Genomic DNA, 14,867 nt, shown 5'->3' with positions numbered 1-14,867 from the left:
AAAACATTAATTATCGGAGTTGACATCGCTAAGAAAACTCATGTTGCACGTGCGCAGGATTTTCGTGGCGTTCAATTCGGAAAACCGTTATACCTTGAAAACTCAATGGAGGGTTTTCAAACGTTCACTCATTGGATGGATGAATTAACGGCCCAGCACAAAAAATCTAATGTTATTATCGGTATGGAGCCAACGGGCCATTACTGGCTGCCATTAGCCTACTGGCTAATGGAAAAGCGACTTAAAGTAGTCGTTGTAAACCCAGCACATGTTAAAAAGTCAAAAGAGTTGGATGATAATTCACCAACCAAAAATGATGTAAAAGATGCCAGAGTCATTTCACGCTTAATCCAAGATGGACGCTATTCTGAACCAAATTTACCGGAAGGAATATACGCCGATCTCCGTGAGGGTATGAATATGTATGACCAATTAATGAAAGACCGACCTTCAAGCAGTTCAAGGACGCGTTCACCAATGGATTGACAGATATTTCCCAGAATATACAACAGTCTTTGCAAAATGGGAAGGGCAATCATCGATACAAGTATTAAAAATGGGCATGTTTCCGGATGAAATCATGGGAACAGATGAAATGACAATACTTACAGAAATCCGTAAAAAGGTTAAAAGAGGAGTTGGACTGAAAAAGATCCGACAATTAAAAGAAGTTGCCCGTCATTCTATCGGTATCCGGGAAGGTAAAACCATGGCAAGGATGAAAATCAACACACTGATGGATCAGTACACCCTCCTTCAGGAAAAAATTAGTGATGTGTGGGAAATGATAGAAGGATTAACTAGCACCATTCCAGGTGTAAAGGAAATGACGGACATTAAGGGGATAGGCGATATCACGATAGCCGCATTCTTGGCAGAAGTAGGCAATTTAGCTAACTACTATCATCCGGAACAAATTATTAAATTAGCAGGGTTAAATTTAAAATTGGCCACGTCAGGAAAATGGAAAGGCAGCACGGTAATCACCAAGAGAGGACGCCCAAAATTACGTTCCCTGTTGTTCAAGGTTATTCTGCCATTGGTTAATCACAACCCCGCGTTTAAAGCGATGCATGAATATTTTACGACAAGAAAAGAAAATCCGCTAAAGAAAAAGCAATCACTGATTGCGCTATGTTGCAAGTTAATCCGAATTTTATTCGCTGTAGGTAAAAAACAAGTAGCATTTAGTCCGGAAAAGATGTTAAATGATATTCCCCATTTTAATTTACAACATGTAGCTTAACTAGAACAAAACGTTTTATTGTAGATCTAAAACATCTTAGAATTTCTATTTACTTTAATGAGTAATACCATACATTTGAAGCACGGAGCAGTCGGCAAATTTTTATACGAGCGGGCAACGACCCTGGCAGAAAGCATCGCCGACCCCACTTCATGGATAGACCGAACGAAGGAATGTATGCGCAATTGACGCTGTGAGATGTGGGAGGGTTTGTCACCATGAGTATTGTGGGAATGAAAGGTGCGATCATTACTTAGTGATTACCATTTTTTTCAAAAAGAGAAGGATGGCTTATTAAGTGCACCCTTCTGCATTAAATTTTGTTCGTAATCCGTTTAAAGCGTTATTAATAAATCATAAATTAAATAAAATTATAAGAAAAACAAAGAAAACAAGAGAAAACGTTAGTATATAGAGGGAGTATAAAAAGTTGTTCATAACTGTCTAGCTTAAACGCCCAGCCCCTCGAGGTCTTAAGCAATAACTCTTCGAGGCAAAATTCGCCACTACGATTTCTTGTTTAAGCTATGCCTGAGGCTTAACAGGGCGCTTGCGCTTTTCTTATAATATAACTTTGAGATAATTACGTTTATACAGTAAAAACATTAGTAATCTCCCACCGATTAAATCGATGAAGATCACTTTTATAATTGCGAAGGGTGCTTCATGAAAAACGGCACTTCTTTTGCACCAATTATCCGCACGTAAGTAAATAGTTGCCCCTTATGATGAATCTCATGATCAATTGCATTAGAAAGCCAAAAACTTCCTGGGGCTTTATCCTTGTTAAACTCCACTTCTGTCGTTATATGGGATTTGCTAAGCGATTTCAAATCACGCTTCGTTTTAGCGGTATATTTCGTAACAATGTCGTGTACGTCCTCCATTGACTGATAGTCCTTTTCCGTTTTGGGTGGAGTGAACTCACCGTCTTTAACCAGTTTTACAAACATGTCCATCGATGTGGCAATATGTATTGCTAACTCGCTAACTGTCACCGCATTATCCCACGGTTTGAAATCCATATTTTCATCATCGACTAATTTAATTAAATCATGAACAACAAGCCGGTGCTTCAGCCATCCTTCTACAACTTCATCCATTGCATCCATCGAAAATCCCCCTTGAAGTATTTTTAGATTCTTAAAATTTATATGTAACTATATTTTCATTGTAACCAAAATTCCTACATATTAATAACTTTTGGCATAGGATCTATTTGTATATTCTCTACGGAATTTAAAGTTTGAGTTTTATAACGAGGGTCTTACATTCTCACATTTATTTATCTAGAATCCTCGCTTAAGAAGAAAGCAAACCATTTTATCTTACTTGAAATGGTTTGCTAGATCGTCTGACTCCAATAATATCAAATTGTCCCTAACCTAACGTTTTTGCACTTAAATTCAAAGATTAACCTCATGTTGTTCTTTAACATCTATGTGGTAGTCGAAAGACAAAAATAGAGTGCGAGAAATATTGGTGCTAAAAGAAAAACAAAAAGCATAGACTCATCATATACAATCGGTCGGAGTCAGCTTCTTTGATAGAAAAGCGATCTAGCCTTTAGTCATTCACCTTCGTCCAGTATCGGTAATGTTGTTGAAAATTTAACTTCTTTCATCACTATGCTTGTTTGGATCTTTGATATACTTGTTAATAAGGTTAATTTCCTTATAAAAGTATGAAGATCTTCCCTACTCTGGAGTACGGCCTTAAGCATGTAATCATACTCACCGGTTAAATTAAAACACTCAAGAATCTGTGGCATTTTAAGGACTGTTTCCTCAAATTGTTCTAGCTGTTCTATTTGATGCATGTTCGTGTTTATAAAAATAAAACATAAAAGATCAAATCCTAGTTTTTCTTTGCTTAAAACTACCGCGTACTGATCAATATATCCTTCTTTTTCAAGTCTTTTAAGCCTTGCATGTGTCGCCGGAGGAGAGAGGCTAACTCTTCTGGAAAGTTCTACATTACTAAGTTGCGATTCTTTCTGTAGCAAATCCAAAATCTTAATATCTAAATCATCTAGATCTTTATTGGCAGGTAGCCTCATGACAAATCCCTCTTCTCATCATTTTTTAACTTAACTTGTGCAATTAAAAAATCAATACGAAAAAACATATCTATAGCATATTAGCGAAATTCTGTAGGTTGTTTGGGCTAGGAAAATTATGCGTCAAAAGTGATACTAAATATACATCACAGCCTCTTTACCATAGTTGACGTCAAAACAAAATATAAGAAGTTAGCCTATCCTTTAGTCCGCATTTCCAGACTAACAAGATAGCAGGGTCGATATGAACAAAGTAAATAGGATGTTATCTCTAGGCTGTATACTAATTTAATTATAGTAAACTTATTTCATAATTCAAAGTAATTATTTTTTATTGGAACTTATCAAACATTTAATAGAACGAAGTATTTAATTTTTTTCGGATCATTTCTGTAACACCGGGTATTCTTACAATATACATAGAAACAAAAGAAAAATGTGATAGGACAACCTTATCTGTTGAACCACATTTTTCTTCCAAATGAAAATAAATTAACCTTTAAATATATTTAACTTTCCAATTCTCTCAGCAGCTTCTACCAATCTTTCTTCTGAATCCAATAAACCGATTCTTACATACCCTTCACCTGATTTTCCGAATCCATTTCCAGGAGCAGTTACAACATAAGCTTCTTTTAATAATAAATCGGAAAATTCTTCTGATGTATAGCCTTTCGGAACTGGTAACCATGCAAAGAACGTCCCTTTTGGCCCTTCAACATTCCAGCCAATTTCATTCAATTTTTTAATGAAGATATTTCGACGGCTTTCATACATGTCATTTAATTGTTTAACGACACTTTGGTCACCTGTTAGTGCTTCTGCCGCAGCATATTGTACAGCTCCAAAAATACTCGCGTATAAATGGTCCTGTAACTTATTAATATGCTCAATTACAGATGGGTTCCCGACAGCAAATGCGACCCTCCAACCTGCCATATTATATGTTTTCGATAATGTATAAGTCTCAATTCCGACTTCTTTTGCTCCTTCTGATTGAAGAAAGCTTATTGGCTTTTCTCCATCAAATCCAAATGCTCCATAGGCAAAATCATGAACAACACAAACTTGGTGTTTTTTTGCAACTTCGATCGTTTCATCAAAAAATTCCTTTGTTGCCATTGCAGCAGTTGGATTGTTAGGATAATTTAAGAACATTAATTTTGCACGATCAAGCATTTCCTTGGACATTGAGTCATAGTCGGGCAGGAAGTTATGTTCTTTGAGCAGAGGAAAACGTTCCATTTGTGCATTAGCTAATGCAATCCCTGTTTCATAATCCGGATATCCGGGATTAGGAAGTAAAGCTGTATCTCCAGGATTTAATAAGCACTGACTTAATTCAATTAGTCCAGCCCTTGAGCCGAATAATACTGCTACTTCCTTTTCAGGATCGATCTCAACATCATATTCACTTTTATAAAACTTAGCAACCGCTTCTTTCAAATATGGAAAACCACGAAACGGGGCATATTTGTGATTAGTAGGATCTTGCGCTGCTTCTTCTAATGCTTTAATAATATGATCTGGTGTTGGCGTATCCGGATTTCCACGTCCCAAGTTGATTACATCGTGGCCTTGATCTTCAAGCTCCTGAACTTTATTTGTTAGATTTACAAAAAACTGTTCAGGAAGCCTATCTAATGTTTCAGATCTTTGAAATATTCGCATAGAGTTATTGTTCCTCCTAATAAAATTATTAAGATTATTTTTCCCTGCATCGAAATGCACTAGAATAAAGTGATTTATATTTCATTACTTTAAAGTAAAGCAAGAAACTTTTGGTTCTGTCATATCCATTATTGTAAAATGCACACCTTCACGCCCTAAGCCAGAGCCTTTGGTTCCGCCAAACGGCATAGCATCAATACGATAATCTGTACTATCGTTAATCATAACACCACCAACTCTTAATTCGGACATTCCTTTAAATGCTGTATCAAGACTGGAGGTAAAGATAGCAGCCTGCAGTCCATAATCTACATCATTGGCACGTTTCACTGCATCATTAAAATGTGCGAAGCTTTCAATTATCGTTACAGGACCATAAACTTCCTCTGAGTTCAATTCGCTATGATACGGTACATTTTCGATAAGGGTTGGAGCATAGAAGTTGCCATCTCTAGTCCCCCCCATTAAAAGGTTGGCTCCTTCGGCTAGCGCTTCATTAACTATTGCTTCTACTTTCTTTGCTGCCTTTTCATTAATTAATGGACCCATATCAGTATCTTCACCCATTTTATCACCAACTTTATACTCCTTGGCCATTGTGATAAAACGGTCAACAAATGTTCCATAAATTTCTTCATGTACGAAAAGGCGTTGTACGTGCAAGCAATTTTGACCCGCGGCCCAGAAAGCTCCGCTAACAGTTGATGGGACTGCCAAATCTATGTCAGCATCATTCATGACGATAGTCGGGGCATTACTTCCAAGCTCCATACTAACCTTTTTCAATCCTGCCATTTTTATAATACTTTCACCCGTTTCACGTCCTCCCGTAAAAGAAACCATTCGTACGCGTTCATCGGTAATCAATTTTTTTCCAATTACTCTGCCACGCCCGGTTAGAACTTGAAGGACATTCTCAGGAAGTCCAGCATTAACAAAAACCTCTGCAAGCATAAGGGCACTAAAGGGGGTTTCATTATGAGGTTTGAGGATAATAGCATTTCCCCCAGCAATCGCCGGCCCTACTTTGTGCGCGACTAAATTTAAAGGGTCATTAAAAGGTGTAATAGCCACTATAATACCTATTGGCTCACGAGTATAATAACCTACTTTGTTTTCGGAACCAGGCTGTTGATCAAACGGAATTGTTTCCCCTTTTATTTGTCTTGCTTCCTCTGAGGAAATACGCAATGTTGCAGCACATCTTTCAACTTCTTTACGGGATTCCCGAATTGTTTTGATTCCTTCCATGGCGATAACTTTGGCAAATTCCTCTACTCGACTTTCAATCTCTTCAGATGCCTTTTGTAAAATGGAAATCCTTTGATGGACAGGCATTAATCTTGCCGTCTCAGCCCCTTCTACTGCTGCTTCCAATGCAATTTCTGCATCACGTTCATCTGCCAGCGGTACAGTTCCTATTATACTGTTATCTTGCGGGTTTCGAATTTCCATTTCCTCTTCTTTTGAAGTCCATTTCCCATTCAACAACATTTTTTTATTAAGGTTTTTCATTACCCTGGTTGACATATTTGCCCTCCTATCTTTCCTATCAATAATATTTTCGTAAGGAATTTCCCTCTAAACATTCAAGACGGAAAACTTTATTAATTTTTCCGTCTTGTTAAGAAGAGAGTATTTAATAGTATTGTTTAATGGAATAAATTACTTCACAGAGTCAAGCGCTTGTTTAAGATCATCAATGATATCATCCGGATGTTCCATTCCTACAGATAGTCGCACAAGATTTGATGGAAGAGAAGCTAGTTCACGTCCTTCGTCACCTTGTTGCTGATGAGTAGATACTGCAGGAAGTGTTGCAACACTTTTTACTCTTCCTAAATCAGTTGCGCGAAAAATCATTTTGAACTGGTCAAAGACTTGTTTTGCTTTTTCTACACCGCCTTTAACGTTAAAGCTCATCATATATCCATACCGATTTACTTCTTGACCATAATCGTCGGACCCATCTGCAAGCCACATGTACTTTTTAGCCAAGTTATGCCCACTATTGGACTTAAGCCCTGGATAACCAACAGATTCCACATTTTCATGTGTTTCTAGAAATTCTGCAATTTTCATTGCACTCTTACTCATTTTATCTACACGTGCACGTAAGTGGCGTAAATCATTTAGTACAAAATGTGCATTCATTGGAGCAATATTGTTCCCGTGATCTCTTCTGGATAAAAGCTTAATATAGGTTGCAAAATCTGCTTTCATCTCATCCGTTCCTACTTTACTCGGGATGTCCATTTTAGAAATGATGGCTCCCGCAATAGCAGATCCACTTCCGGCCATTGCTTTACTTACAGAATGTACAACAATATCTGCACCAAGAGCTATTGGTCTCATCAAAGCAGGTGTTGTTAATGTTGAGTCTACGATTAATGGAATTCCATGATCATGGGCAAGTACCGCAATTGCTTCCAAATCAACAAGACTTAAGCCAGGATTTGAAGGCATTTCTGCATATACAAAACGAGTCTTATCATCAACTTTTTGAACCCAATCTTCAGTGTTCGCGGAATCTGTCACCCACCTAACTTCAATCCCATTTTCTCTACTGTATCGGCTTAGAAGCATAAATGTTCCACCATAACACTTTGCATCTACAACAATGTTCGTGCCTGGTTCAGGGTTTTCTATAAATGGATTTGTTGCCATATAGATTGCGGCCATTCCCGAACTGAAAGCTGCTGCACCAGTATCTCCCTTATATCCGTAACCTTCTAGTAGTGCAAGCGTTTCCTCCAAATAAGTAATGGTTGGATTAATGATTCGTGTGTATGCCCACCCAGGCATAACGTAAGCGTTTACAGCCTCTAGATGATTGGAATCCGCAAATTGCTGGGCGGGTGTAAAAAATGTCGGCTCAAGCAAACTTCCTTGATGCTCCAACGCTTCCTCTACTCCATATATTCCGTGTACAGCAATAGTATCAAATTTTTTCTTTTTCATTTCTTGACGACGTTTTTCCTGGTGCGCAAGTATTTTTTCTCCTTTTTCTATATATTTTTGAACTTCAGGGCTAAATTCGTTACTCATATAAATTCCTCCTCAGAATATTTTAATATATTAATAATTATACATAACAACAAAAAATAACGCTATATAATTTTGTTGTTTATGTTAAACATAAAATAAACAAAGGTTTATATGCGTTATTGCCTAATAAATTAAGAAATATTATTTATTTAATAATATTTGAATGAATAAACAAAGCCAAATCTAACAAGTAATATACGAATTTTAATTATATTGTGCAATATTAATATATTAAAAAAGAAATTATAGACAAAGGTTTATAAAATTAGCAGTTATCATCTTTTGTCTTTTTCTATTTTTTCAAAAACGAAGAAACGCACAAAAATACTCAAAACGGTATAGGTTTGAGTTATGGAATTTGATTCCAATAACTAGGCTTAATTTGTGCATCACTGAAAATTTTCGAATGAGACGAAGGTTTATGCCTCACCCAAGAACGTCTTAATTACAAACGTATCTACATTTAAAGTCTAATATTTTACGAACATGTTATCGATCTAACACAATAATATAAGATGCCTTAATAGGTCCATGAACACCAACAACAAGATTAAATTCGATATCTGCACTATTGCTTGGGCCAGATATGAAATTTACGCATGAAGGGATTGCCTCTCCAGCAAGAACCTTTTTACGTATCTGTTGTGCTGCCTGCGTTAGTCTTGGTACAATTGTACTCTTTGGAATAATTGCAATATAAGCTGTTGGTAATAGACTAATAGAGCGTGCTTTTTCCTTATCATTGAACAAAACAACTGTACCGGATTCAGCCAAGGTTATATCACTAAAAGTAATGCCGATATTAGACCCTTTTGCATAATCGATGTATTCTTTTCCGAGTAAAGGATCCCACACATGTGTATCTTCTCGTTCCAAAAGCTCTTCTATTCCATAACTTTTAAAGCGATGGTCTTTTGGTGTAACGATTGGTCCATTACCAAGGGTTTTTATTTCATCTAATAAAATAGGTAACAACGAATCCCCTGTTGCTGTCCGAACGTTTGTATGGATGGTCTCACATGCTAACTTAAACTCGTCGACTAACTCGTCCTTTGTTAAATTATCTAGCACTTTAAGTTGTGGTTGGAATTCCTTATTAGGTCGTGTTATTTTTGTTGATCGACGATTTCTTCCAAGACCATTAGCAATGTTATTTAGAAAATCCTCCCTATTTTTTACTGTTCCTCTTTTCATTTGTATTCCCACCTTTTTGATGATAAGCAAACCATTTACGAAAATTTTCTTTACTTGGAGCTGGTAGATCACGACTTTTCGTCCAATTTTTTAATAAAAATGGCCCTTTTTCAATTTTATCACCCTTTTTCCAAGGCTTGGTCATTATTGGAGCTGACTTTGTTGCTATTTGGTATAATAAAGAGGATGATGTTGTTTTACCGAATCCCTGCATGGCAACCCTTTCACTCAGAGAACCCTGTCCTTCACCCTCCACAATACGTTGCCTATGTTTAATTAATAATTCATGCAGTGGAATTTTTACAGGACATGCCTCCGTACAAGCCCCGCATAAACTAGATGCAAATGGCAACTCTTGATATTCCTCATATCCACCAAGGATGGGAGATAAAACAGCACCTATTGGACCTTGGTAAATTGATCCATATGCATGGCCACCAATATGACGATATATCGGACAAACATTGACACATGCCGCACAGCGAATACAATGTAGAGCATCTTGGAATTCCGTACCAAGGGCTTTTGAGCGCCCTGCATCCAGTATTACGAGGTGAAATTCCTTCGGTGCATCAACAGACTCCTCTTCCCCGTCTGGTGTAATCGCCGTCAAATAGGTTGTAAGCTTCTGAGCACTTCCGCTACGACATAATAATGTAACCATTACATCTAGGTCTTCCCATGTCGGAACAATCCGTTCCATACCCATAACACTAATTTGTGTTTCCGGTAGTGATGTAACCATATTTGCATTACCTTCATTTGTCACAAGTGTTACGGTACCTGACTCAGCTATAGCAAAATTACAACCTGTAATACCAATATCGGCCTGAAAAAATTGATCTCGTAACATGTCTCTCGTATATGCTGTTAACTCTTCAGGGTTAGCTGATCCTTTATATTCTATTTTCTCTCGATAAGTGTCTCGTATTTGTTCCTTATTTTTATGTAAAGACGGTCCCGTTATATGGGATGGACGATCCCCATCCAATTGAAGAATATATTCTCCTAAATCCGTTTCAAGAACATTACAATCAACACTTTCTAAAGCTTCATTTAGACCTATCTCTTCAGTAACCATTGATTTAGTTTTAATAATATTTTTTGCTTCTTTATTCGCTACAACATCCTGTATATAATTATTTGCTTCCTCCGCTGTTTCAGCAAAAAACACATGACCACCGTGCTCTGCTACTTTTTCACTTAACTGCTCTAAATAATAATCAAGATTATTTAAAGTATGGCGACGAATTTCTTCCCCAGCATTCCGCCATTCTTCCCAATCGCCAAAATGTTTATCTCCCACCGTTGCATTAATCTTTGTTGCACGTAACGTATCTTGAGCGGAAGAAGTTGCATTCCGCATGAATGAATCATTTAGGCCTTCTTCAACACGCTCAAAAAACTTTTTATGCCCAATTTTCATTGACATTATACTACCCCCATAATTGTTCGATAGATTCTATATTAGCCGCTTTTAATAGTTCAAGGATATTCCCTGATAGAGCATCAATACGTATTGTCTTTAAACCATTCAATGGGAATGTTATGAAATTTTCCAAATACATTGTTTATACGGAGCCTTTCCTATTTCGTTTACTTTTGAAAATACATATCAATACCTGATAAATTACTAAGCGTCTGTTTTATTTAAAATCTGAGCAATATGTTTAACTTCAATTGGTTTTCCTAGACGGTCAATTCGACCTTTTATATTCATCAGACATCCGCTATCTGCTCCAACCAAAACACTAGCACCTGTTTGTTCAATGTGATGAATCTTTTCATCTACCATCTGTTCTGAAATTGGACTCATTTTAACTGCAAAGGTGCCTCCAAAACCACAACAATCATAGGCATGCCCAAGTTCCATTAAATTAAGTTTTTTAACATTTTTTAAAAGCTTAAATGGCGCTTCTTTTACTCCAAGTAACCGTGTCATATGACACGATGTGTGATAAGTAGCGGTTGCCGCATATGTAGCTCCTACATCTTCCACTTCCAAAACATCCACTAGAAATTGTGTGAATTCAAATGTTTTTGCTTTTAATCTTCGAGCAGCCTCCTGCCACTTATACCCTTCATCTTTCAATAATAGCTCATACTCATTAATCATTGCAGCACAAGAACCTGATGGTGTCACTACATACAATGAATCCGAAAAAACTTCAATCATATGTTTAGCAGTTTTTATTGCATTTCTATGATAACCACTATTAAATGCAGGCTGTCCACAGCATGTCTGATCCTTCACAAAATCTACTTCACAATCAAGCCTTTCCAATATTTCCACCACATCTTTGCCAACATCAGGATAAAACACTTCTCCTAGACAGGTAATAAATAATGAAACCTTCATGCTTTTCACCTACGATTCCTTTTTTATATAAAAAATATCCTAACACTGAAGTATTAAGATATTAGTATTTTAAAGCCCTATAGACTCACTTAGTTCGAGTCAAATTATAACTTTTCTTAATTTAATTAGAGGTCACCTATTTTAATTAAGCACTATTTAATGGCCTAGTAAATTCGGTAAAAACATAACGATTTGTGGAAAGGCTATCAAAATAATTAATACTATTATTAGAATTAAAATCATTGGAAAAACTTGTACAACTAATCGTTCAAACGAAACATCCGCTATACTTTGAGCAACAAATAGATTCATTCCGACAGGAGGGGTCAATAATCCAATACATAAATTAATAATCATAATTACCCCAAAAAACACTGGATCATAGCCTAACTCAACAACAATTGGTAAAAATAGTGGGGCAAGTAGAATAATACTTGATGTCGGGTCTAGAAACATACCAGCGATAAGTAGTATAACGTTAATCATAATCATAATTAAAATCGCGCTATCACTCAAAGATAAAACAGATTCAGCAATCCTTTCTGGAATTCTTTCCAGTGCGAATAAACGCCCTAATACTGTAGCTCCACCTAACAAGAACATTACAATCGCTGATAACAATGCCGAATCCACAAAAGCTTCTTTTAAGACTTTGAAATTAATAGCTTTGTAAACTACTGCGCCAACAACTAATGAGTATACAGAACCTACAACTGCAGCTTCTGTTGGTGTAAAAACCCCCGTATAAATCCCACCAAGAATAATAACAGGTAAAAATAAAGCCCACTTTGCTTTATATGCATCTTTCATAATAGCTTTAATACTTGTTTTACCACCAAGCCCTTTATATCCGCGTTTTTTAGAAGTGAAATAATTGTAAACTATTAGACCCATTCCTAAAATAACTCCTGGAATTGCCGCTGCAGTAAAGAGTGCAGTAATAGAAACACCAACAGTAACACCATAAATGATTAACGTAATGCCTGGCGGTATCACTGGTCCCATTGTTGCGGATGCAGCAACAAGAGCACCTGCATAGTCTCTGTCATACCCTTTTTTAGCCATTAACGGCACCATTATAGCACCGATTGCTGCAACCTCTGCAACTCCAGAGCCCGATATGGCAGCAAACAATAAACTTGCAACAATAGTGGTCATTCCTAATCCACCTGTTATGCGGCCGACAAGCGATTCTGCAAAATTTATAAGACTCTCTGCTATTCCGCTCTTTTCCATCAGAGAACCGATTAGCATAAAAAAGGGTATTGCGAGTAAAGTAAATGAATCCGCAGTGGTTACCATTGCTTGCGCCAAGTTAGTAATCATATTTACTTCTTGATAATATATGAAAAAAACGACAATTGTTGAGAGTGCTAGAGCGACTGCTATTGGTATGCTAATAAATAAAGATCCTAATAAGACAGCTACTAGAACGGTTGTCAAAGTTGCTCCCTCCTTCTTAAATGCTATTTATCATTAAATCTTTTTTTTCTAAAGAACACCTTTAAAGATGGATAAATACTCGTTTCAATAAGCCTTAATGAAAATCCAATTAAGCCGATAACGCCTGGAAGATACATAATCCATTTCGGTAGCCAGCGAACCGCAGTATAGACTGTGTTGTTTCCCATCAAGAAAATCATATTGTTATACACATGATAAGCCATGTAAAAACCAAAAATTACTGCAATCAGATCACCAACAAACAAGAAAAAGGGGCCGATTTTTTTAGGGGCGATAGAATTTATAAGTGAGACTCTTAAATGCATGCTTTTCCCCGCAGCCAAACTAACACCAGCAAATGTTATCCAAATGAACCCGAGTCTGGCCATAGGTTCAATCCAAGCATAAGAATCCGAGAAGACGAACCTGGATGCTACTTGAACAAACAAAGCAATCATCATAAACATGAAGATAACTACAATGACGTATATTTCGATATTTGCGAATCGCGGCTGTTTAGGCTTAAGTTGATTTTGATCCACTTCCTGTATTTCCATTTATTTCACAACCCTTCTTTTGAAAAAAGCGGTGAAAGGAGAATGAAGGCGAAAAACTTTACTCGCCTTCACATCATTTCACATTTAAATCTTACTGATTATTAAAGTATTCTTCCTGAGCATCCAAAGTACGTTGCAATAGATCATCACCAATCTCAGGTGCCCATTTATCATAAAGAGCATCTCTAACAATTTCGGCGAATTCCGCACGTTCCTCATCAGTCAATTCTACAATTTCATTTTCGCCACTTTCTAAAATCTCTTGTTTAATTTCCTCATCTTTTTCAATGACTAAATCTCTTTCAAAATCACTTGCTTCTTGGGCTGCTTCCCTTACTTCCTCTTGTTGTTCCTCACTTAATTTATCCCATACAACTTTAGAGATAAGCATAGGCAATGCGTCATAAATATGCTGAGATTCTGTGATATAAGGTGACACTTCAGCATAACCATTTAAGTAAATATTAGTATACGGGTTCTCTGCGCCATCAACAACCCCTTGTTCTAAAGCAGTAAATAACTCTGTAAATGCGATATTAGTTCCTGATGCACCAAGTGATTTCATGAAGTCGACATGCACTGGAGTCTCCAATATTCTAAATTTCAACCCTTCCATATCAGCGGGTTTTTCAACCTTTTCATTAGCAAAAAGATGTCTCCAACCTTGGTCAAACCAGCCAACTCCAATAATTCCAGAATCCTCAACACTTTCTAGAATCTCTGTTCCAATTGGTCCATCAAGTATATGTTCAGCAACCTCATTATTTTTAAACAAATACGGAAGATCTAGCATTAATGTTTTATCTGTAAATGCACTTAAAATCGCTACAGAAGGAATCATTGCACCTATTGTTCCTTGCTGCAATTGTTCTAGTAATTCAGGATTTGATCCTAATTCACCATTAGGATAAATTTCTACTGTTACTTCTCCATCCGTTTTTTCTTCTACTAATTCAGCAAATTTCTTAACTCCGATTGCATAAGCCGTGTCTTCTCGCGTTACATGGCCAAGCTTGATTACATGTTCACTGGCGCCACTGGCTTCTTCTGAACTACTATTATTATTTTCTTCTTCGGTATTTCCTTCAGAGGATGTACTGTCTGTTTCTCCACTGCCACCACAAGCAGTAATAATACTAGCCACTATAATTAATACCAATAACATAAATAACTTTTTCAATTTCATAGTGAAGCCTCCCAAAATAATTTTATTATTTGTTATATACCATATACCATTTATCATTGACTTGTCTATGACTAATTTACTTTATAAAGATTGAGTAGCTATTT

Annotated in this window: 11 protein-coding genes and 1 pseudogene; 1 reads left to right on the top strand and 11 read right to left on the bottom strand. The window is 36.7% G+C overall.

The features are described 5' to 3' along the window. A pseudogene (locus ACLIBG_RS11040) lies at positions 1-1,246 on the top strand (IS110 family transposase); the annotation flags it as partial. Between the two features lie 644 nt (positions 1,247-1,890). Here ACLIBG_RS11040 and ACLIBG_RS11035 read toward each other — a convergent pair. The 11 genes from ACLIBG_RS11035 to ACLIBG_RS10985 all read right to left on the bottom strand — a co-directional run bounded on the left by ACLIBG_RS11035 (position 1,891) and on the right by ACLIBG_RS10985 (position 14,763). Beyond that, complete coding sequence (locus tag ACLIBG_RS11035) at positions 1,891-2,358, bottom strand: DinB family protein (RefSeq protein WP_439312818.1); 468 nt, start codon at positions 2,356-2,358, stop codon at positions 1,891-1,893. A gap of 458 nt (positions 2,359-2,816) precedes the next feature. Next, complete coding sequence (locus ACLIBG_RS11030) at positions 2,817-3,305, bottom strand: Lrp/AsnC family transcriptional regulator (RefSeq protein ID WP_439312817.1); 489 nt, start codon at positions 3,303-3,305, stop codon at positions 2,817-2,819. A gap of 492 nt (positions 3,306-3,797) precedes the next feature. After that, entirely contained in the window at positions 3,798-4,976 is a 1,179-nt protein-coding gene (locus tag ACLIBG_RS11025) for a pyridoxal phosphate-dependent aminotransferase (protein WP_439312816.1), read from the bottom strand. A gap of 84 nt (positions 4,977-5,060) precedes the next feature. Next, complete coding sequence (locus tag ACLIBG_RS11020; protein ID WP_439312815.1) at positions 5,061-6,506, bottom strand: aldehyde dehydrogenase family protein; 1,446 nt, start codon at positions 6,504-6,506, stop codon at positions 5,061-5,063. A gap of 135 nt (positions 6,507-6,641) precedes the next feature. Next, positions 6,642-8,024, bottom strand: coding sequence for an aminotransferase class V-fold PLP-dependent enzyme (locus ACLIBG_RS11015; RefSeq protein WP_439312814.1), 1,383 nt, complete (start codon positions 8,022-8,024; stop codon positions 6,642-6,644). 489 nt (positions 8,025-8,513) lie between these two features. Continuing rightward, complete coding sequence (locus tag ACLIBG_RS11010) at positions 8,514-9,218, bottom strand: LutC/YkgG family protein (protein WP_439312813.1); 705 nt, start codon at positions 9,216-9,218, stop codon at positions 8,514-8,516. Then, the gene (locus ACLIBG_RS11005; protein WP_439312812.1) at positions 9,193-10,650 is read right to left on the bottom strand and encodes a LutB/LldF family L-lactate oxidation iron-sulfur protein; all 1,458 of its coding nucleotides are present in this window, start codon (positions 10,648-10,650) and stop codon (positions 9,193-9,195) included. The genes ACLIBG_RS11010 and ACLIBG_RS11005 overlap by 26 nt, the downstream gene beginning before the upstream one ends. 201 nt (positions 10,651-10,851) lie before the next feature. Beyond that, entirely contained in the window at positions 10,852-11,577 is a 726-nt protein-coding gene (locus ACLIBG_RS11000) for a (Fe-S)-binding protein (protein WP_439312811.1), read from the bottom strand. Between the two features lie 156 nt (positions 11,578-11,733). After that, entirely contained in the window at positions 11,734-13,020 is a 1,287-nt protein-coding gene (locus ACLIBG_RS10995; RefSeq protein ID WP_439312810.1) for a TRAP transporter large permease, read from the bottom strand. 23 nt (positions 13,021-13,043) lie between these two features. Beyond that, positions 13,044-13,577 carry a TRAP transporter small permease gene (locus ACLIBG_RS10990; protein ID WP_439312809.1) on the bottom strand — a complete coding sequence of 178 codons (534 nt, stop codon included), beginning with the start codon at positions 13,575-13,577 and terminating at the stop codon, positions 13,044-13,046. Positions 13,578-13,668: 91 nt separating this feature from the next. Continuing rightward, positions 13,669-14,763, bottom strand: a complete 1,095-nt coding sequence (locus ACLIBG_RS10985; RefSeq protein ID WP_439312808.1) for a TRAP transporter substrate-binding protein — start codon at positions 14,761-14,763, stop codon at positions 13,669-13,671. Between the last annotated feature and the right edge of the window lie 104 nt (positions 14,764-14,867).

Source organism: Virgibacillus sp. W0181 (assembly GCF_051846915.1).
Classification (GTDB): Bacteria; Bacillota; Bacilli; order Bacillales; family Amphibacillaceae; genus JBPYCR01.
The sequence above is the reverse complement of the archived record's forward strand: the minus strand, read 5'-3'. Positions and strand labels throughout refer to the sequence as shown.

Excerpts from the sequence above, each read along its gene's own strand:
- ACLIBG_RS11035 (WP_439312818.1), bottom strand. The coding sequence starts at position 2,358 with ATGGATGCAATGGATGAAGTTGTAGAAGGATGGCTGAAGCACCGGCTT.
- ACLIBG_RS11030 (WP_439312817.1), bottom strand. The coding sequence starts at position 3,305 with ATGAGGCTACCTGCCAATAAAGATCTAGATGATTTAGATATTAAGATT.
- ACLIBG_RS11025 (WP_439312816.1), bottom strand. The coding sequence starts at position 4,976 with ATGCGAATATTTCAAAGATCTGAAACATTAGATAGGCTTCCTGAACAG.
- ACLIBG_RS11020 (WP_439312815.1), bottom strand. The coding sequence starts at position 6,506 with ATGTCAACCAGGGTAATGAAAAACCTTAATAAAAAAATGTTGTTGAAT.
- ACLIBG_RS11015 (WP_439312814.1), bottom strand. The coding sequence starts at position 8,024 with ATGAGTAACGAATTTAGCCCTGAAGTTCAAAAATATATAGAAAAAGGA.
- ACLIBG_RS11010 (WP_439312813.1), bottom strand. The coding sequence starts at position 9,218 with ATGAAAAGAGGAACAGTAAAAAATAGGGAGGATTTTCTAAATAACATT.
- ACLIBG_RS11005 (WP_439312812.1), bottom strand. The coding sequence starts at position 10,650 with ATGTCAATGAAAATTGGGCATAAAAAGTTTTTTGAGCGTGTTGAAGAA.
- ACLIBG_RS11000 (WP_439312811.1), bottom strand. The coding sequence starts at position 11,577 with ATGAAGGTTTCATTATTTATTACCTGTCTAGGAGAAGTGTTTTATCCT.
- ACLIBG_RS10990 (WP_439312809.1), bottom strand. The coding sequence starts at position 13,577 with ATGGAAATACAGGAAGTGGATCAAAATCAACTTAAGCCTAAACAGCCG.
- ACLIBG_RS10985 (WP_439312808.1), bottom strand. The coding sequence starts at position 14,763 with ATGAAATTGAAAAAGTTATTTATGTTATTGGTATTAATTATAGTGGCT.